This window comes from Lysinibacillus sp. NPDC097868, assembly GCF_044761135.1.
Lineage (GTDB): Bacteria > Bacillota > Bacilli > Bacillales_A > Planococcaceae > Lysinibacillus.
In genome coordinates this window covers 1,485,739-1,506,507 of record NZ_JBIWBS010000001.1, presented here as the reverse complement: position 1 = coordinate 1,506,507, position 20,769 = coordinate 1,485,739, and the positions used below count along the sequence as shown (strand labels likewise).

The window sequence follows — 20,769 nt, the reverse complement described above, 5'->3', positions numbered from 1 at the left end:
CATCAAAGCTTCTCTCGAATTTCTCACATTGCAGCTAAGGGTCTCTCCCCTTCATTTCTTTATTAATGAATCTATTAATTTTCACGGTATATTAAGCCTAACCCGATGGAATTTATTAACCTTATATAAGAAATATTTTTCGTAATAAAAAATCAGCTTTTTCACTATTTTTTTATTAGGTTTCTCTTTTTATGCATAAACCGTTCTTCGAATGAATATTAAACTCTAGTATACTAGTATGCGCTGAGACGAATCGAAAAATCAAACGTCGGGTAACGATACGAGTCGATTCGTCTCATAACGCGCGTGGTAATTTTTGGATATTTGTAATTATTTAGCGAAAATACTATATGTACCATCATTTTGCTTTGTTAGCTTCCAGTTAGTAGATAACATATTTCGAATTTTCGAAATAGTATCCTCGTCGCAAGCTAATTTTTTAATTCCTGTATCTTCTACTTGGAAATCCTTTGTTTCTTCTAATTGGAAACGAAGATGTAGTAAACGCTGAATACCCGGTAATGTTACATATTTAATTCGATAATTACCGTGATAGGCATCAAGAAATGTTTGTTCCCCTTCTTGATAAAGAGCCAACGTTTCATTAAATTCATACTTTGGTTCCAGATTACGCCATGATGACACATCCCCTGTTTGCAAAGTCTGTAAAATTTTCTCGTCAGATAAATCTAGTTTTGATAGCTTGTCTAACTCATAAGCTTGCATTAAGTTAATATTTGTCATTTATACTAGCTCCTTTTATGTATTTCTTATTAGTGTAACACGTTTTTTCTACTACTTAAATTCGGAGGCGGTTCACATGATGAAATTGTATGATTCAGGTTCTTTTTTTGATGAAATGTTAGATGGTGATCAGCCGAAACCACATTATCGCTCTTTCCATCGTAAGCTTAGTGCTTTTTCACAAGATCAGCTAGAAGAAAAATACCAACAAGCTCAATCAAGCTTCCTTAGACAAGGTATAACATTTACTGTATATGGTGCACAGGGTGGGACGGAGCGGACAATGCCGTTTGATTTTGTCCCAATTATTATCCCACATGCGCAATGGAATATAATTGAAACAGGTATGAAGCAGCGTGTTAAAGCGTTAAACTGTTTTTTACATGATGTTTATAATAGACAGCTAATTGTTAAAGATGGGATTATTCCAAGTAGCCTTATCGAACAAAATCCATTTTATTATCCAGAAATGCTTGGTGTACAAGTACCTATTAATAATCATATTTTTTTAGCAGGAATTGATTTAATTCGCGATGAAAATGGTGTTTATCGTGTACTGGAAGATAATTTACGAAATCCTTCAGGCATTTCATACGTTTTTCAAAACCGTTATGTAATGAAGGAAGTGTATCCTGAGTTCTTTTCTAAACATACAATCCAATCTCTTGAGAAACAAATGACAATTATGAAAAATGCCCTACTTTCACATCGGCCAACAGCTTTAAAAGCTAATGTAGAACCAAAAGCAGTACTTTTAACAGCGGGGATGTATAATTCTGCCTATTACGATCATGTATTTTTAGCGCAACAACTAAATATTCAGCTTGTGGAAGGACGGGATTTAATCGTTCAGGATCTTAAAGTTTATATGAAGACAATATATGGGCTTGAGCAAATAGATATTATCTATCGCCGCATTGATGATGATTTTTTAGATCCTACTGTCTTTCGAGAAGATTCTTTACTAGGAGTGCCTTATTTAATAGCGGCCTATAAGGCGGGAAATATAGCAATTTTGAATGCTGTTGGCAATGGTGTTGCGGATGATAAAGCGATGTATGCATATGTACCCGACATGATTCGTTATTATTTAAACGAGGAGCCGATTTTAGAAAATGTGACGACCTATCATCTTGAGGATGAGAGTCAACGAGCATGGGTTCTTGACCATTTAAAAGAACTAGTAATTAAAAATGTAAGTGCTTCAGGTGGTTACGATATGCTGATTGGACCACATGCAAGTGAGGAGGAAATCGCAAGTTTTTACGAAAAAATAGTAAAACATCCAAATCAATACATTGCGCAACCGACCATTCAACTATCGCGTGCACCCGCATATCAGCATGGTAAGTTTTACCCTTGTCATGTCGATTTACGTGTTTATGTTATGAACGGTGGTGATATTTTTGTGCTTCCTGGAGGTTTATCGCGTGTTGCACTAAAAGAAGGCTCGTTAATCGTTAATTCATCTCAAGGTGGTGGAGCAAAAGATACGTGGATATTAAAGGAGGAATTGCAACATGCTAAGTCGAGTAGCAGACGCACTATATTGGATGGCAAGATATAGTGAACGAACAGAAACTAATGCACATATATTACAAGTACAGCTGTTGAATATGTTGGAGCAATCTGGTAAGGAAAATGAATATCTTGATCACTGGGAAGCAATATTGGACATTTGTGCATCGAGAGAAGAGTTTATATCAAGCTATGAAGTCATTCGTGTTAATCCTCTTATTGAATACCTTTTATTTTCGGAGAACAATAGCAATGCTATACATGCAACATTAAGAGCCATTCGAGAAAATGCACGTATTACACGTGATAGTATTCCTATTGAACTATGGGAATTACACAATGCCTTTTATTTATACATGCAGCAAGAGATAACAGTGAGAGAACGCCCTTTTCCGTTAATATCTTTAAACTATTTTTTACACAATGTTCGTAAGACATCTTTGACGGTTACTGGATTAATTGAGGGTTCTATGGAACGGGATTTGCCTTTTTATTTTATGCAGGTTGGCAAATGGCTTGAACGTGCTGAAAAAATGATTCGAATGATTTTAATTATGCTAGAGCAACAAAAACTAATGGCTAGCGATTTACAAGAGGCAGACGGCACATTTTTGCTCGATTTATCAAAAGCAACAGAGCCTTACCTACGTAAGCATCATCAAACACATTTACTAAATGTTATACATTATTTATTGCATGATGATCATTTTCCTCGCTCAGTGATTGTTTGTCTTAAAAAACTTGAAGAGGCATTTACGCATATCGAAGAAGACCATCTAACAGAACGATTTTTAGCACTTAACACGCCGTTAAGAGCATTGTTAATTGCTATTAACAATATCAATTTATCGACATCTTCCTTAGAGGAAGTAATATTTTCAATGGAGGAAAGATTGTGTCAATGTATTGATTTTGGTCATACATTTTCGACAATTTATCATTTATATGAACCCAGCCTACAATCTTGAAAGGAACAATTCAGAGCTCCTTTTCAACACGCAAGTCAGTAATCAAAAGGAAGCGGACACGATGAAATTTGAAATTCAACATACAAATATTTTTCAATATGAATCTGAAGTCGATCAAAGCTTGAATACCATCCGCTTAAAGCCTCGAAGTGATGAGCGGCAGCGCTTGCTATCCTATCGTATTGCTATTTCGCCTTCTTCATTGACGCGCGAGCATGCGGATATTTGGGGCAACACAGTCGGTACATTTTATATTCCTGAGCAACATCAAGAACTAGAAATAGAAACAACGTCTATCGTCAGTATTCAACGAGCACCATTTATTCATCGGATACAATATTCACCCGAAATGCAGACAATTTTCCATTCGCAGCTATTTTATGAGCATTATTTGCCCTATTTAAAATCAACGAACTTTACGTATATGACTGATGCACAAATAGAAGAAGTTTTTCATGCTATAGGTCACGCAGAAAATCCAGTACTGTTTTCGCTTAATTTAATGCAGTATTTATATTCGTCTTTTGAATATGATCCAACAGCAACAAATGTCACGACAACTGCAAGCCAGGCATTTGATTTAAAACGAGGTGTTTGTCAAGATTTCACACATGTAATGCTAGCGATTTTACGTGCTAAAGGAATACCTGCTCGTTATGTTAGTGGCTATTTATATGTTGATGAAAATTCAGCACTCATCGGTGATATTGCTACACATGCATGGGTTGAAGTTATGATTCCCGGCATCGGTTGGATAGGTTTAGATCCAACAAATAATGTAGAAGTATTAGAAAATCACATTATTTTATGCATTGGCCGTGACTACACAGATATTAGTCCCGTTGAAGGTGTCTATACAGGCGGCAAGCATGATTTGACGGTCAAAGTAAATGTTAAAGCATTAACACATTTTTAATAGAGCGTGCAGTGAAATTTGTGAAAACATCTTTTACTGCACGTCTATTTAAATCTTTCGCCTCGTTCCGTTAACACCCATTTTCGAACATATCCCATGTTTTGCTGAATCGTTTCAATTGTTTTTTCACTTTGTAGTGCCTTCTGAAGTACAGTGTAACGTACATCCGTTGCCCGCACACTTGTGCCGATATCTTTAGATATCGTTTGGAAAATCCGCTCTATTGTTTTTGTCGTGATCGGTTTCGTTTGGCTTGCATCACTTACCCAAAGCCATTCCCCCACATTTTTCTGATGTAATTCCTCCGTTGCATCTTTATAATGCATCAACATTTCCACTAAAACATTTGAAAGCTTAATGTCTCTCTTACCGTTATGATTTGCAATAGAAATATGTAAATTATCCATGCCAAGATGGGCCCATTTCATGCGAACAATTTCTGCTGGCTTACAACCTGTTTCAATAAACATTTGAACAATACAGCCATTTCTTCTTGCTAGCCAAGCATGCTCTTGCGTTTTTGCGTATTGAAAATAAGTTGGCCATACTTCTGTAATGCTCATTAATTGTTCTTTATTAAGCAATTTTAAGGAATCCTTACCTCTCTTCTTGGGCTGTAAAATGCTTTCATAATCGAAAGGTTCTGCCCACTCTCTCAAAAAAATAAAGTCTACAAAACTCCGAAGTGAGGCGATTTTGTGATTGAATGTATTAACATTTGGATAGTTCTCTTTTAAATAATTACTATATATAAATATTAATTCTTTCAATTGGTTGTCTACATGTGCAAAGTTTTGCTCACTAGCAAAAGCTAAAAATTGCTGTCCATCAATATTGTATTGTTTTTTGGTAGCAGCACTTTTCTTTAATGATTCTAAAAGCAATAAATAGCTTTGCCATGCTTCCTTCAGTGTCACCATTTTGCATCCTCCTTATTAGATAGGGCGTAAGATAGTTTAATTTTATAATATTTTTAGGGCGTGTAGTGTATTATTTTCTATAATCATAATGTCGGATAATCTGTTATAAAAATAGATTACCGCTCCTTGTATGGAAATGTCTCTTTTCAATAAAGAAACAAACGTTCCTATAGTAGCTTCTCATATCTTTTGCTTTATTACAATAGCAATATTCTGTTGTAGTACAATCGCTTGGATTTGCTTGTAATTTTGTATAACAGGCTGAAAATACATGAAAATTCGTATTATTTAGTGTTTCCCCTCTTTTGTGTTATATAATATAAGTACTATCTGAATGTAGGGGGCTTTTCAATTATGCAAGTAAGAACGACTCGTCTTGAGGCTGAAGATGCCAAAATTATTTATCAGGAAACAGCTGGACTTGCGATCATTACCATTCACCGACCGCAGGCGAAAAATGCGCTAACAGCAAATATGTGGGATCAATTAGCTAACATTGCCCTAAAAGTGTTGGATAATCCGAAAAATAAAGTACTTCTTTTACGTGGATCCGGTGAAAACTTTACTGCTGGCTCTGATATTAAAGAATTTAACGCCATCTCACTTGAAAAAGCAGAGGAAGCATTTTTACATATGGAAAAAACGATTTCAACAATTGAACGTTTACCAATTCCAACTATTGGTGTTATTAATGGCCCGGCGATGGGTGCTGGCTTAGAGCTAGCTTTAGCTTGTGATATTCGTATCGGCTCTGAAAAAGCGAAATTAGGCATTCCCGTAGGCAAATTAGGCATTACATTAAACAACAAATTCGCTCAGCGCCTTGTCCAACTTGTCGGCCCTTCTACAACGAAGGATTTAGTATTTACGGGTCGGATGTTTAAAGCGGAAGAAGCATTTAAGCTTGGCATGCTCAACTACTTAGTTGCTGAAAAAGACTTAAATAAATTTATGATTCGAATAGGTAAGCTTGTTGCTGGTATGTCACCAGAATCATTACTAGCTGTAAAGCAATCTGTACAAGAATGTGTCGATAGTGTACCAGCACTTTGGCAAGGTTCTACACCTTTTGTAGGTAGCGATTTTGCAGAAGGCTGTCGCGCCTTTGTCGAAAAACGTCAACCGCAATTTACACGCCCGACAAAATAAAAATACAGGTACTCTTCTCGCCTTTTCGCAGATGGAGTACCTGTATTTTATTTTCGTTTATGCAAAGCTGCATGAACAAAAAGATTGATAACATCTAGTTCATAGCCAAAATGTTGAAAGAAGGAACGTTGTATTTCTTCTTGTAATTGATATAAGCGGTGTGGTAATAAATAATCAATCGGCATTTTTAATTGCAATGAAATGGTCGCCTTTGCCTGTTCTCCAAGACTAAACTGTATTTGCTCAACCTTTTGCACAATATCTTGCTGATTACAACAATACGTAAGTAACTGTACATACACTTGCTTTTCAATTTCAATATATTCTTGTTGGAAATCAGGTCGAACGATTGTTGTTTCACCGATTTTTTCACGCTTAGGAGTGAAAATCTCTTTCCCTTTTTGAATGAGTCGTTTAAAAAAATTTTGCTCGACTTGGCGATACGGTATCGGCATAACATGCTTTCCTTGTGTCTGGCGAATAAATTTCGCTTTTTGTATTTCCTTTTGCGAGCGAATATCCTCGACATAATAATATGTTTCAATTGGTCCCAGCTCTAAACGCTGGGCAATATTTTTCGTCATTTTATCAGACGTGCCAATGAGTAAAATAGATTGAACACTGTATGTATCGAGCGCTTTAATGACTTCCTCACGATGCGTTTCCTCTGTGAAAATCGCTCGTCGAACAGCTGTTATTGTATTCTTTTCAAATTTCGCAGATATGCCCGCTACTTTCACTCCATTAACAATTAGTAAACCATCATCAATTATCGCCTCTACCCCTATTTTGTGTGCAAAAACGAGAGCACTAGTACTTTTCCCTGTTCCACTCGGTCCACTTAACGAATATACCTTCATCAAAACATCCACCTTCTTCGCTTAATAATAGCAGAATTAACACTCTTTTTTTGCTGATATGGGCAAGACGCTATTATATGCTCAAGTTTTTCTCATATTAGCTTAAATTTTTCCGCTAGTCTATGCAAGCATCTTCTCCATTAATAGAATATATTCTTTTTTCAGAATAACTTCCCCTTTCTGTGCTTTAGTATGTTAAAATGTGAACTACTATTATTCTGTTATACAACTATAAGGAGTGTACTAGTTTTGAAAATCGTACCATCAAAAAAAATGTCTTTATTTACACCAGCAATTTTCGGAGATTTAAAGAGTTTCGCAAAGCAACAACAAGAAAAAGGAATGACTTTAATAGATTTAAGCTTAGGTAGCCCTGATCTTCCACCTCATGCGAAAATTCGTGAGCATTTATCATATCGAGCTAGCTTAGAAGAATCATATGGCTATACGCTATCAGGGACACAACGCTTTTACGATGCGGTAAGCCGTTACTATAAACGTCGTAGTAACGTCGATTTAGATCCTACTAATGAAATCATTCAAACGATTGGTTCACAAGAAGGTTTAGTACATTTACCTATCGCCTTTTGTGATCCAGGAGACATCGTACTATCAACGAATCCAGCGTACGTCGCATACGATGCTGGCATTCATCTAGCTGGTGCAACACCTTACTATATGCCTCAAACGGCTGAAAACGATTATTTACCGGATTTAGACGCAGTGCCGGAAGAAATTGCACAAAAGGCAAAATTACTTATTTTAAATTTACCAGGAAATCCTGTACCTGCCATGCCTTCTCTTGCATATTTCGAAAAGGTAATTGCTTTTGCTAAAAAATATAACGTTATTGTGCTTCATGATGCAGCATACTCAGAGTTTTATTTTACTGGTGATGGTCCTATTAGTTTTTTAGCAACACCTGGCGCAAAAGAAGTTGGCATGGAAATTAATTCGCTTTCAAAAAGCTTCAGCTTAGCTGGAACACGAATTGCTTATATTGCTGGTAATGCAGAAATGATTGCTGTCTTAAAGCAACTTAAATCAAATTTAGACTTTGGTATTTTTGAACCGATTCAAGATGCTGCTGTAGTAGCATTAGATAATGCAGAAGAAATTACAACGAATTTGCGTGCAACTTTCTCAGAGCGTCATAAAACACTAATGAGCGGCTTGCATGAACTAGGTTGGGATGCAGCGCCTTCTGATGGTGGTATGTTCGTTTGGGCAAAATATCCGTACGATATTGACTGTACCGAATTAGCATTTAAGCTGATTGAGCAAATCGGTGTTGTCACAGTACCGGGAACTGTTTTTGGAACAGCAGGACAAGGTTACTTGCGCCTAGCACTTGTGCAACCAAAGGACGTATTGCAAGAAGCAGTAAACCGTCTGAAAAACGTTTCACTTTAATACCTATACAAAGCTTATTTACTAATAAAACAGCTACCGCGAGCTCGCGGTAGCTGTTTTTTTATACATCATATTTTTGTACTTCTTCATCCTCATAGCGATTGTATCGTTTCTTAAATAATTTAAATAAATGTGTTACAAGGACTTTAAAGATCGCATAGCCCGGAATCCCTAAAATAACGCCTGGTACACCAAATAGCGAACCTGCTGTTAATAATACGAAAATAATGGAAACTGGATGGATACTTAATGATTTCCCCATAATTTGTGGAGAAATAAACTTGCCTTCAATCAACTGCACTACTGTCCAAACGATTGCAAGTTTCACTAGCATGAATGGAGAATTAACAAGCGCGATAATGGCTGCTGGCGTAATGGCTATAACCGGCCCTAAGTATGGTACTACACTTGTAATCATCGCTAGGAAGCCAAGTAGTAATGCGTATTTCATGCCGATAATTAAGAAGCCAATCGTTACCATTGCTCCGATACACATTGAAACTAAAATTTGCCCTTGTATGTAAGAACTAATTTGCTTGTCCATATCGTGTAAAACATCATGTAAACCTGTACGCATGCGAGGCGGGCAAATTTTCATGACGAATCTCGGTAGTTTTTCTCCATCTTTCAGTAAATAAAATAAAATAAAAGGTACTGTAACGAGCGACAAAATAATGCCAGTTAAGGTTGAAAGAAATCCTGTTATACCAGTAGCAACACCTTGTGCTAAATTTGCCGCTGTATCTTTTACTGTTTCGATAATGTCTGTAGTGAAATTCATTACTACTTTTTCATAGTTAAAATCCATATTGGCTAAATACTCATTTACGCGTGAGTTATTTAAGTACTCCACAATATTTTGGGTTAGTGCCATAAAATACACAGGGAATTCTTGTGCTAAATTTGTAAATTGATCACGTAAAAAAGGATAAACTAGCACGACAAGTAACGTAATGACGCCAATGACACCGATATACAAAATTAAGATGCCCCATGCTCTTGGAATACGCCACTTTTCAAGTATTCCTAATAATGGTCGTAATAAATAATATCCTATTACGGCAAGCACCCCTGGTAAAATAACAACTTCGAATAATACTTGTAGCGGGGTAAATATGAAGGAAACTTTTCCAAACATAAAAATCACACATGCGAGTAATAATAAAATAATCAACGTAAATAATAAATTTTTACCACCTAAAAAGCGGATAAACTTCGTTGAAAAAAAGTTTGAATGCTCTCTTGGTCTTTGTTCTCTCATATTCACACCCCAATCTAAATCCAAATGCTCACCTATATTTTACAGGATAATGTTGGCTTTTGCGAAACATCACTCTAAAGAAATACCTAAAAATTTACTTAAAAACTCTTTATTTTTCTGTTCATCAATAACAATCGCAGACCCTGCATGGCTAAAGTTTTGGAAATCATAGCTGCCTTCAATCGGTACTGTCGCTTTCTCTATTGATATTTTCCCTTTAGACACCATTTTTAAAACTTGTTGTATTTCGCCTGTAGACGAATAATCAGTTGTCACATAGCCTTGGGCTGCACCAATAAATTTTGGTAAGTTGAATACATTTTGGGGTGCTAATATTTCATTTTTTAATGCTTCAATTACTTTTTGCTGGCGGGCAACTCGACCAAAATCTCCTTCCTCATCATGACGGAACCTTGCATAGCCTAGTAATTCCTGCCCATTGAGGTTATGCGTACCTTTAGTAAGCGTAACGCCAATTTTTTCAGACATATCTTTTTCTACATCTATTTCCACACCATTTGGTGCTAAAATATCAACAAGTGATTCAAAATTTTTAAAATCTACAAGTGCGTAGTGATGAATTGGTAATCCAAACATATTAGTTAATGTATCTTTTAATAGCTGAACACCACCTAAATAGTATGCGGTATTTAGTTTATAGGATTGGTAGCCAGGAATGTCTGCATAAATATCACGCATAAATGAAACAAGCTTGACATCATTGGTTTTCTTATTCCAAGATAATACCATCATTGTATCAGTTCGTGATTTTTCTTCACCACGTGTATCAATTCCTAATAATAAATAGTTTTCAATATCACTATTGATTTTGTCCCCACTAAAATCTTCTTGTGCTACCTTTGTGTCAGTTGCTAATTGTAAACCACTACGATATTGCATAATGCTATATCCCGCAATTACAATGACACAGAGTAATAAGAACGTAAACAATGCTCTCCCTTTACGCAATCGACGTTTTTTTGGACGTTGCGAGCGTCTTGTATAGTCTTGCTCTTCCATATCAAAATAACTCCTCTATTTTTTTATAGTAATGTAACGATTGCTAGTAAGGAAAGTTTCATTTTCTTTCTAACCTCATCAACATCTCTCTATTCGTTATTTTACACCCTATTTGCCAGTTATGAGCAAAATAATGCTATAATATTTTCACGATAGAAAGGATGATGAACATGATTGAAAAAGCGACGTTTGCAGGTGGCTGTTTTTGGTGTATGGTTAAGCCATTTGTTGAGTGGGACGGCATACATAAGGTCACATCTGGCTATATGGGTGGCCATTTAGAAAATCCAACATACGAAGATGTTAAAAAGGGCAACTCCGGTCATTTAGAAGTAGTAGAAATCGAATTTGATTCGTCGATATTTAGCTATGAACAATTACTTGATATTTATTGGATGCAAATTGATCCAACAGATGCCTTTGGTCAATTTCACGACAGAGGCGAGTCATACTCAACTGCAATTTTTACTTATTCAGAAGAACAAAAAAGGATTGCAGAGGCATCGAAAGAAAAACTTGCGAATAGTGGTCGCTTTGATAAACCTATTGTAACCATTATTCGTGATGCTCAACACTTTTATCCAGCAGAAGATTACCATCAAGATTATTATAAAAAAGAATCAGATCATTATAAACAGGATCGCGCTATATCTGGGCGTGACGAATTTATTGCAGACCATTGGAAGAAATAAGCGGAATAGTCGGTAGCGAGGCCCTCCTATTTCATTTCAACAAGAAAAGAATCCATTGTGTTTTCACAATGGATTCTTTTCTTTTACTCGTTAATTTTTGAGGTAAGGTTAAATGACTGCATTGCCTCAAAGAAACGCTTACCATATTTCTCAAATTTCACTTCACCTATACCACTAATTTGTCTTAGTCCCTCGAGTTCTATAGGCTTTTTATCACATAACTCACGCAACGTTTTGTCAGAGAACACAACGAATGGTGGCACCTTTTCTTCATCCGCAATCTCTTTCCGTAATAATCGTAAGTGTTCAAATAACGGGTCATTGTCTGCAAGTACTCGAACAGTAACCGCTTCTTTTCGCATAACTATTCGACTGCCTAACAGTACGGATTTCCCTTCCTCTGAGACATAAATCGTTGGAAATGTCCCATGCTTCACTGCTAGTAACCCTTCCGCAATTAAAAACTCAATAAAATTTGAAACTTCCTTTGAAGATTGACCTTTTAAAATGCCGTATGTTGAAAGTCTAGAAAACCCAAATTCAAGAACCTTTTGATTTTTAGAGCCGATTAATACTTGCGCAACCATCGTTTTACCGAATTTTTGGCCCATCCGTACGACGCAAGCCAAAACTTTTTGCGCGTCTACAGTGACATCTTTCACTTCACGGCTGTCATTACAGTTACTGCAACGATTACAAGGTTCGCCTGCTTCTTCACCAAAATACGTTAAAATCGCATTCTGAAGGCAACCTTCTGTATGACAATAATCAACCATTGTTTGTAATTTTTCTAATTCCTGTGCAATTCGTGTTTCATCACGTGTTTGCTCTATTAAAAATCGTTGTGTTTGCACATCTCCCGAAGCATAAAGCAATATACAGGCACTTGGCAGTCCATCGCGTCCTGCACGACCCGCTTCTTGATAGTAGCTCTCCATATTTCGCGGCATTTGATAATGAATAACAAAGCGAACATTACTTTTATCTATTCCCATACCGAAAGCATTCGTTGCGATCATAATACGAGCCTCATCCTTTAAAAAACGTTCCTGTTCAGACATGCGCATATCCTCTGATAGCCCAGCATGATACTTTGCGACCGATACACCGGCACGAACTAGTATTTCATACAAACTATCAACCGATTTACGTGTCGCCGCGTAAATAATACCTACTTCTGTTTTATTTTTTTCAATATAATTTTTAATATATCGTTCTTTATTTTCACCGATTAATACTGTAAAAGCTAAGTTTTCACGTTCAAAACCAGTAATAAGCGTTGCCTCTTCATCAATCGTTAATAATTGACGGATATCCTCGCAAACGGCCGGTGTCGCAGTAGCAGTTAATGCGAGAACAGTTGGTTTTTGTGGCCACAGTGTAAACAATTTTTGAATCGCACGATAACTTGGTCTAAAATCATGTCCCCATTGTGAAATACAGTGAGCCTCATCTACCGCTAGCAATGGAACGTATAATTGTGATAACGCCTGTAAAAAGGAGACGCTTTCTAATCTTTCAGGGGCAATATATAGAAGCTTTAAATAGCCTGCACTCGCTAGCTGCATTGTTTCATCTACTTCTTGTGTAGATAACGTACTGTTAATATAAGCAGCTGGTATATTTGCTGCTCGCAACGACTCTACTTGATCCTGCATGAGTGATATTAACGGTGAGATAACAATCGTTAAGCCATCAAGCATCAGTGCAGGAATTTGATAGCAAATCGATTTCCCCCCACCTGTAGGCATAACACATAGGCTCGACTGTCCACTTAACGTTTGCTCAATAATTTGGGCTTGTCCGGTGCGAAACGAATCGTACCCAAAGTGGTGCTGTAGCATTTGTTTTGCTTGCTCCATATTATTTCTCACTCCTCTGCTGTAAGACGAATTAACTTATACTCGCCCTGATCGTTTTTAAAAATTTCATATGTCATAATGGAATTGGCCAGTGCCTCCTGCCCCGCAGAATTGGTCAGCACATATTCCGTTTTTGCGCGCACAACAATATTTTGCCCAACTTTCTCTATACGTTTAATTGTCGTATTAGAAAAATGAATTTTTGCTTGCTTAGATGCATAATAGGCAACCATGTCATTAAGCGTGCTTTGTAAATCCTCTGCTCCAGTGACAGTATTCATTACGCTTGCATCATTAATCGCAACAGCTGCTTTTAGATGCTCATGGAATGTGTCAATAAATATTTTTACCTCGTCCTCATTATAAGCAAAAACATCCTTACCATATTTCTCGATAGCTTGTTGCACTGCTTCTTTGTCACCATTTTCACTATACGTGTATAGGTTTTTTGATTGAGACAAACGATCTTTTGCCTTCATGCCGTCTGTAATCCATTCATCAAGTAATTTTACTATATCCTGCAGTGGCAATATGTATGGTTGTGAAACACCTTGTTGCTGCCGATTAAAATAAATGCCCACGATTTGACCTTTCTCCGCCTCCATCACCGGGCTACCTGGTGGTAAGGCTTCCTCTCCATCTATATAATAAGCAGCTACCTTGTCATTATATTTTTTGATTGTGTGTGGTAAGCCATCGACATACACAGCTAGGTTATCCAATTTCCCATTATAAACTGTTGGAACGTTGACCGAAGCGTTATATTTCACTTGTAGCACGGCTATATTATAGGCTGTCGACATATAGCGTACTTCAGCTTCTACAAGTTTATCGTTACTAAATTGCACAAGCGCTGTAGGCTTTGATGATACGAGTGCTCCATTCGTTACAATATAGAGCATCTTTCGCTCTTTTTTCACTATAATGCCTGCACCAATTCCGTTCTCTCCTACAACCTTCACCTCTGGAACAAGCTTTTCCTCCTGCTTTTTCACAGGCTTTTCCGATTTCACCTCAGCCTTATCCTTATTAAACATTTCTGCAACGGACTGATCACCACAGCCAGTTAATAGGAAGGTTGCCGCTCCAACGATTAGCATTTTGTTTCGCATACATTCACCAATACTTTCTATCTCAACTTCTTTCCTATTCTATCATAAACAAGGATTTCGTTCGTTTCAAGTTTACATAATATTATTATTGATTTGTTTTCTTCAGAACAAACGCTTTATATCAAAAAAAGAGAATAAACCTATAATTTATTAATAGTAATAACTAACTGACTTTTTCACGCCTTATCTCTATACGACATAAAAAAAGAAAAACAGAAATTAATTCTGTTTTTCGACTGGAATACCAAAAACTCGGAATATGTAGTCTTGCTCTTGTTCTTTTGAAGCAGGATTTCAACACAAAACAGAATTCTTCCTCCTTCATTTAACTGCAATTGATTTCCATTACGGGCGGACGCTTTCCGCGGGCATAACGTAAGCCGCAACCCTCGCTAACGCGCGGTCTTTTGCGTCTTACATTTTGTGCTGTTCCCGCAGGAGTCGCCTCCCTCCACTCCAATCAACTGAATAATTTAGGCATCAAGAGAGTACTACTGGATGCATTTTGTAATATGATTTATGAAAAAAGACATGCCCTATTATTCAAGCATGCCCGTCATGTATTTATTTTTTCTTTAATACGAGAGTGGTGCCAATAATACCGAGCATTAATGCCAAAAAGATCGCATAGGTGAACGAATGGTTGCCCGTTAAATCATAGCAATAACCAATCAATGTCGGAATAACGGCGCTCATCATAAAACCGCCAGATAATACCATTGATGACCAGCTATTGGCTTCTTCATTGTTACGTGCTTCATCCAATGGTAATAATAATCCGATTGGAAACAATCCACTGAGCACTATCCCAATAATTAAAACAGCCACCCATAATATGAATCCTGTTCCTATCCACAATAGTACAAAACCGATGACCCCCATAATGCCTAATGATAGAAGCCAATGAATGCGACTTGACCATTTTTCCATTAGCAGCGGTACGACAATATTCCCGATCATTTGTACGATAGATAAAAAAGTTAGCATGGAACTAGCAGCAACAAGTGAAAAGCCTTTATCTTGTAGCATTGGCGTTAGCCAAGACATCATTGAGAAAAATAACGATGTTTGCAGACCAAAATAAAGTAAAATCATCCACGCTCGACCGTTTTTCCACGGATTACGTGCTGCTACCTTTGTAGGATTTTCCACTTGTACAGACAGGTGACCTTGCTTGTTTTGGATAACGAGCAACCAAATTATAAGAGCGAATACTGCAAGCACGGCCCAACTCCCAAGTGCAACTGTCCAGTTGTTATGAAAGCCATTATAAAATGAAACCGTTAATGCCGCACTTAATGTTGCACCTGTCCCGATGCCAAAAGAATACACCCCAACAACTGTGGTAAAGCGACTAGGGAATTTTTCTTTAATAAATGCATTTAACATCGGACCGATAATAGCTATTGCAAATCCTGCTACAAAACTTGTCACGACTAGCAATGCATAGCTTTCTTTTATCAATCGTAATCCATTAGCTAAGAAAAGCAGTGCTAATAGCAGTGCAATAGCAGACTTCGTACCAAGACGTTTTTGTAACGGCACGGCCAGTGGTGCAAACAGTCCCATACAGAATACTGGAATAGATGTCAGTAAACTCATTTGTGTATTGGATACTTGTAGCGACTCCATTAACACATTAAACAAGGGGCCAATCCCTGTCACAGCGGGTCGCATATTGAGGGCCACGAAAAAAATACTGACAACAGCGAATACGATGGCAGTCGTCCATTGTTTATTATTCATAACGATTAATACCTTTCTTCACGCCAAATTCATTCGTTCTCTTTCAATCTGCACTTAATGAATTTCTGTCGTTGTCAGACATCTGATTTCTTATATTCTTTTTACCATTTTTTATGCATATCGTCAATATTTCGGTAAATTATTTATAAAATTGCTTAGTTCAAGAAAATAATGTTGTGCATTATATAGATATATACAAACAACATTACATATTTTTGGGTGCACTAATGCCTAAAAGTGCTAACGATTCTTCTAGCATGATTGCTACACATTGACATAAAGTTAAACGAGAACTTTGAAGATCATCATTCGATAAAATCTTATTATTAGCATAATATTTATTAAAAGCGCGTGCTAATTGTAGTGCATATTTAGCAACTAATGAAGGATCAGCTTGGTCATAAGCATTTGTAACAACTCGAGGAAATTGTTCAAGTAATAGAATGACTGGCCATGCCTGCACGCCTAATGGTTGATAAGTCATTTCTCCCAGTTGAACATCCGCTTTTTCTAAAATTGAGAAAATACGAGCATACGTGTATTGAATATATGGACCTGTCTCTCCTTCAAAGTGCAGCATTTGCTCAATAGAATAATCAATATCATGTAAGCGATAATTTTTTAAATCATTGAAAATAACTGCACCGACACCTACTTGCTTAGCAACCTGTTCCTTATTTTGTAAATTCGGATTTTTCGATTGGATATTTTGTTTTGCCGCCTCTATAGCTTCAGTCAACACGTCATTGAGTAAGACAACCTTTCCTTTACGTGTTGACATTTTTTTGCCCTCTTTTAAGATCATGCCAAAAGCTACATGACTTAAATCTTTTGCCCATTCATAACCCATTTTCTCCACCACATTAAATAACTGTTTGAAATGCAGCGATTGTTCATGTCCTACAATATAGAATATTTTTTCAGGATGATACTGTTGTATACGATAAAAGACAGCTGCTAAATCACGTGTTGCATATAGTGTCGCGCCATCTGTTTTTGTAATGATACAAGGAGGCATTTCCTCTAATTCAACAACATATGCCCCTTCTGATAGTGTCAGCAACCCTTTTGCTTGTAATTCATTTACCACATTTTGCATTTTATCATTATAAAAAGCTTCGCCATCGTAAGCATCAAATTCAATACCAAGAAGCTGATAAAGTGTCGTGAATTCTTCCAATGAAACATCTCTAAACCATTGCCAAAGCTTAAGTGCCTCGTCATCCTTATCCTCTAACGATTTAAATGCAGCTCGCGCTTGCTCAATTAGAGTAGAATCTTTTTCAGCTTCTTCATGAAACTTCACATAAATTTTCAATAATTCTTTAATAGGTGCAGCTTTAATTGTCTGTTGATTTCCCCAATATCTATAAGCAACAATTAGTTTTCCAAACTGCGTTCCCCAGTCCCCTAAATGATTAATGCGAATAGCATTATAGCCATTTTTCTCAGCGATATTGGCGAGTGCATTACCAATGACAGTTGAGCGAAGATGCCCCATTGAAAAAGGCTTCGCAATATTAGGAGAAGAAAAATCGAAAACAACGTTGCCTTTATTTATTGGGCTTCCTCCATATAATTTTTGTTCTTTCATTATTTTGCTTAGTATTTGTTGTGTAATGACATGTTGATTTAAAAATAAATTAACATATCCACCGACTATTTCAATCGACTGAATCAAATCACACGTTAAATTTTTTTGAATTTCAGATGCAATTAGTTGAGGAGATTTTCCAAGCTTTTTAGCCAGTTTAAAACATGGTAATGAAAAATCACCAAGGTCTACATGTTTAGGTTTTTCAAGTAATTTTTCAATCTCTTCTACTTTCACTTGATGATTGCACGCTATAGCAATACTCTTCGCAATTTGTGAATTCATTTGTCCCTTTCCCCCTTTTACAAAATAAAAAAAGCCCTCGTCTCAATAAGAGACGAGAGCATAGATTCCCGTGGTACCACTCTAGTTGCCATTATTATGACCACTTTCTATTGATAACGAGGTGACTCCCCGATATTCTCTACTGACATTTCGAGAAACTTCTCCAAAGTGCGTTTCATTCATACGGTCTGCATTAGGCTTCCACCATCCCTAATTCGCTGAGCAGCACAAAATGAATTACTTTCTTTTTCACAGAATTTAGCAACTATTGATTTTGGAATATTCTATATGATCCAATCTTGAAAGTCAACTTCAACATTATTTTTTCTTCTAAAATGAATATTTGTATCTTTATTCATTGATAAGCAACGACTTGTACTAGTGATTGCACTATTAGATGCATTACTATTATCGGTAAACGTTGATGTCATAATGTTTATAGACTATGGAACATATTTCATGATATACTAAAGCCATTGTGAAAAAAGGAGGAACTTGCATGATTCAAGTAAGTAATGTAGGTCTTCGCTATGGCGATCGTAAACTATTTGAAGACGTAAATATAAAATTCAACCCAGGAAATTGCTACGGTTTAATCGGGGCAAATGGGGCAGGAAAATCAACATTCCTAAAAATTCTTTCTGGTGAAATTGAAGCACAAGAAGGAAATGTATCAATGGGTAAGGACGAACGCTTATCTGTCCTTAAACAAAATCACTTTGAATACGATGAGCATACAGTGCTTGATACTGTTATTATGGGTAACAAACGCCTGTATGATGTGAAAAATGAAAAAGATGCTATTTATGCAAAAGAAGATTTCTCTGATGAAGATGGCATGCGTGCTGCTGAATTAGAAGGTGAATTTGCGGAGCTAAACGGTTGGGAAGCTGAATCAGAAGCAGCAACATTATTAAACGGTTTAGGCATCTCAGATGATCTTCACTATATGTTAATGGGTGATCTTGAAGGTTCTGACAAAGTCAAAGTATTATTAGCACAAGCATTATTCGGTCAACCAGATGTATTATTACTGGATGAGCCTACCAACCACCTTGACTTAAAAGCGATTCAATGGTTAGAAGAATTCCTAATTAACTTTGAAAATACAGTTATCGTTGTATCCCATGACCGTCACTTCTTAAACAAAGTATGTACACATATCGCGGATCTTGATTTCTCAAAAATCCAATTATATGTTGGTAACTATGATTTCTGGTATGAATCTTCTCAATTAGCACAAAAAATGGCGCAAGACCAAAATTCTAAAAAAGAAGAAAAAATTAAAGAATTACAAGCGTTTATCGCTCGTTTCTCTGCCAATGCGTCAAAGTCAAAACAAGCAACATCACGTAAAAAAATGTTGGATAAAATCGAGCTTGATGACATTAGACCTTCTAGCCGTAAATATCCATTCATCAACTTCCAAATCGGCCGTGAAATCGGTAATGATGTATTAACAGTTGATGGTCTTACAGCAAGTCAAGACGGTCAAACGTTATTTAAAGATATTCGTTTCTCAATGAATAAAGACGATAAAATCGTTTTACTTGGTAGCCCTATGGCTAAAACAGCTCTTCTTGATATCTTAATGGAAGATAAAGAAGCTGATGCTGGTACATTTAAATGGGGTGTTACAACATCTCAAAGCTATTTCGAAAACGATCATGATAAATACTTTGAAGGTTCAGAAAAGTCATTAGTAGAATGGCTTCGTCAATATTCACCTGATGATGAAACAGAAAGCTTCCTACGCGGCTTCTTAGGTCGTATGTTATTCTCTGGTGAAGAAGTGAAAAAATCCCCTTCTGTATTATCAGGAGGAGAAAAAGTACGTTGTATGCTTTCAAAAATGATGCTAGCAACAGCCAATGTTATTTTACTAGATGAACCAACAAACCACCTTGACCTTGAATCAATCCAAGCTCTAAATGAAGGCTTAATCCGCTTCAAAGGTGCCATGATTTTCACATCTCATGACCATCAGTTTATTCAAACGATTGCAAACCGTGTCATAGAAATCCGTGAAGATGGTTCAATTTTAGACAAACAATTAACATATGATGAGTTTTTAGAGTGGAAAGATAGCCAAGGCTTAAACTAATCCATTCTAAAATAAAACCTCCCCCACTCGCTTGGGTGAGGTTTTTTAATTTATAAAAATGAAAAAACGGCAAATACGCAATGTATTTGCCGCCTGTTGCTATTTTTGCATTTCTTTTGTTGGTCCAAGTACACCTGGTACTGGTAAGCCAGCTTGACGTAATAGTACTGTCATTTGTCCACGATGATGTGTTTGGTGGTCAATTAGTGCACGTAATAATGCGCCTCGAGTGATCGGTCCTTTAAAACCATTCACTTCCTCCAGTAAGTCTTCATTTGAAAGCTTGGCAGCTTCTTCTTTAATACTGTTAGCTGTCGTTTCATATGTCGCTACAATTTCAGTTGCTGTCGCTGGAACAGGATCTTCCTTACGAATCATCGGCACCTTTAAACCTACTAAATAACTAAAATAGCCTGCCGCTCCTACTAAATGCCAGCCTAACCAGCCAAGTGAATTATGACCTTCAACAATGCTTTGATTTAATGTTTCATCAGTCATTGCTTTTAATACTTTAGCAGTTCCTTCTGCTGCAATCGACCATTCACTTAGAAAATCCTCTACTTGTCGATACATATAATCGCCCCCCCAATTTTAACTCTTTACTA

At 36.8% G+C, this 20,769-nt stretch carries 17 protein-coding genes and 1 other annotated feature; of the genes, 7 read left to right on the top strand and 10 right to left on the bottom strand.

Annotation, left to right across the window (positions count from 1 at the left end; all coding sequences use genetic code 11):
* Positions 1-330 precede the first annotated feature (330 nt).
* Positions 331-744, bottom strand: a complete 414-nt coding sequence (locus ACIQXJ_RS07385; protein WP_403051540.1) for a hypothetical protein — start codon at positions 742-744, stop codon at positions 331-333.
* 76 nt (positions 745-820) lie between these two features.
* Here ACIQXJ_RS07385 and ACIQXJ_RS07380 point away from each other — a divergent pair, with 76 nt between their 5' ends.
* From ACIQXJ_RS07380 to ACIQXJ_RS07370, 3 genes are all read left to right on the top strand, one after another.
* The gene (locus ACIQXJ_RS07380) at positions 821-2,311 is read left to right on the top strand and encodes a circularly permuted type 2 ATP-grasp protein (protein ID WP_403051537.1); all 1,491 of its coding nucleotides are present in this window, start codon (positions 821-823) and stop codon (positions 2,309-2,311) included.
* Positions 2,265-3,230 carry an alpha-E domain-containing protein gene (locus ACIQXJ_RS07375; protein WP_403051534.1) on the top strand — a complete coding sequence of 322 codons (966 nt, stop codon included), beginning with the start codon at positions 2,265-2,267 and terminating at the stop codon, positions 3,228-3,230. Before ACIQXJ_RS07380 ends, ACIQXJ_RS07375 begins: the two co-directional genes overlap by 47 nt.
* Positions 3,231-3,291: 61 nt before the next feature.
* The gene (locus ACIQXJ_RS07370) at positions 3,292-4,146 is read left to right on the top strand and encodes a transglutaminase family protein (protein WP_403051531.1); all 855 of its coding nucleotides are present in this window, start codon (positions 3,292-3,294) and stop codon (positions 4,144-4,146) included.
* Between the two features lie 44 nt (positions 4,147-4,190).
* On the opposite strand, the gene ACIQXJ_RS07365 is transcribed toward ACIQXJ_RS07370, so the two are convergent.
* Positions 4,191-5,066, bottom strand: a complete 876-nt coding sequence (locus ACIQXJ_RS07365; protein ID WP_403051528.1) for a tyrosine-type recombinase/integrase — start codon at positions 5,064-5,066, stop codon at positions 4,191-4,193.
* Positions 5,067-5,420: 354 nt separating this feature from the next.
* Here ACIQXJ_RS07365 and ACIQXJ_RS07360 point away from each other — a divergent pair, with 354 nt between their 5' ends.
* Positions 5,421-6,215, top strand: coding sequence for an enoyl-CoA hydratase/isomerase family protein (locus tag ACIQXJ_RS07360; RefSeq protein ID WP_403051525.1), 795 nt, complete (start codon positions 5,421-5,423; stop codon positions 6,213-6,215).
* A 47-nt stretch (positions 6,216-6,262) separates the two neighbouring features.
* Here ACIQXJ_RS07360 and ACIQXJ_RS07355 read toward each other — a convergent pair whose 3' ends face one another.
* Positions 6,263-7,075, bottom strand: a complete 813-nt coding sequence (locus ACIQXJ_RS07355) for a nucleoside/nucleotide kinase family protein (protein ID WP_403051522.1) — start codon at positions 7,073-7,075, stop codon at positions 6,263-6,265.
* 249 nt (positions 7,076-7,324) lie between these two features.
* Here ACIQXJ_RS07355 and ACIQXJ_RS07350 point away from each other — a divergent pair, with 249 nt between their 5' ends.
* Positions 7,325-8,488 (top strand): aminotransferase class I/II-fold pyridoxal phosphate-dependent enzyme, encoded by a 1,164-nt coding sequence (locus tag ACIQXJ_RS07350; RefSeq protein WP_403051519.1) that lies wholly within the window; start codon positions 7,325-7,327, stop codon positions 8,486-8,488.
* 61 nt (positions 8,489-8,549) lie between these two features.
* Here the strand turns inward: ACIQXJ_RS07350 and ACIQXJ_RS07345 are convergent, their stop codons facing one another.
* Both ACIQXJ_RS07345 and ACIQXJ_RS07340 read right to left on the bottom strand, forming a co-directional pair.
* Positions 8,550-9,749, bottom strand: a complete 1,200-nt coding sequence (locus tag ACIQXJ_RS07345) for an AI-2E family transporter (RefSeq protein ID WP_401011287.1) — start codon at positions 9,747-9,749, stop codon at positions 8,550-8,552.
* A 69-nt stretch (positions 9,750-9,818) separates the two neighbouring features.
* Positions 9,819-10,769: an LCP family protein gene (locus ACIQXJ_RS07340; protein WP_403051515.1), complete on the bottom strand. Its 951-nt coding sequence runs from the start codon at positions 10,767-10,769 to the stop codon at positions 9,819-9,821.
* A gap of 170 nt (positions 10,770-10,939) precedes the next feature.
* On the opposite strand from ACIQXJ_RS07340, the gene msrA reads away from it, so the two are divergent.
* Positions 10,940-11,461: a peptide-methionine (S)-S-oxide reductase MsrA gene (gene msrA / locus ACIQXJ_RS07335; protein ID WP_403051512.1), complete on the top strand. Its 522-nt coding sequence runs from the start codon at positions 10,940-10,942 to the stop codon at positions 11,459-11,461.
* Positions 11,462-11,544: 83 nt separating this feature from the next.
* Here the strand turns inward: msrA and recQ are convergent, their stop codons facing one another.
* The 4 genes from recQ to argS form a co-directional block, all read right to left on the bottom strand.
* A complete protein-coding gene (gene recQ / locus ACIQXJ_RS07330; RefSeq protein WP_403051509.1) occupies positions 11,545-13,323 on the bottom strand; it encodes a DNA helicase RecQ in 1,779 nt (592 codons plus the stop codon).
* 8 nt (positions 13,324-13,331) lie between these two features.
* Positions 13,332-14,435: a TcaA NTF2-like domain-containing protein gene (locus ACIQXJ_RS07325; RefSeq protein WP_403051506.1), complete on the bottom strand. Its 1,104-nt coding sequence runs from the start codon at positions 14,433-14,435 to the stop codon at positions 13,332-13,334.
* Positions 14,436-14,999: 564 nt separating this feature from the next.
* Positions 15,000-16,181 carry an MFS transporter gene (locus ACIQXJ_RS07320; protein WP_403051503.1) on the bottom strand — a complete coding sequence of 394 codons (1,182 nt, stop codon included), beginning with the start codon at positions 16,179-16,181 and terminating at the stop codon, positions 15,000-15,002.
* A 205-nt stretch (positions 16,182-16,386) separates the two neighbouring features.
* Positions 16,387-18,060 (bottom strand): arginine--tRNA ligase, encoded by a 1,674-nt coding sequence (gene argS, locus ACIQXJ_RS07315; protein ID WP_403051500.1) that lies wholly within the window; start codon positions 18,058-18,060, stop codon positions 16,387-16,389.
* Between the two features lie 45 nt (positions 18,061-18,105).
* Positions 18,106-18,322: a binding site (T-box leader), on the bottom strand.
* A gap of 237 nt (positions 18,323-18,559) precedes the next feature.
* Here argS and ACIQXJ_RS07310 point away from each other — a divergent pair.
* On the top strand, positions 18,560-20,164 hold the full coding sequence (locus ACIQXJ_RS07310; protein ID WP_340824539.1) for an ABC-F family ATP-binding cassette domain-containing protein: 1,605 nt from the start codon (positions 18,560-18,562) through the stop codon (positions 20,162-20,164).
* 99 nt (positions 20,165-20,263) lie between these two features.
* Here the strand turns inward: ACIQXJ_RS07310 and ACIQXJ_RS07305 are convergent, their stop codons facing one another.
* The gene (locus tag ACIQXJ_RS07305; RefSeq protein ID WP_403051497.1) at positions 20,264-20,737 is read right to left on the bottom strand and encodes a DinB family protein; all 474 of its coding nucleotides are present in this window, start codon (positions 20,735-20,737) and stop codon (positions 20,264-20,266) included.
* Positions 20,738-20,769: the final 32 nt, after the last annotated feature.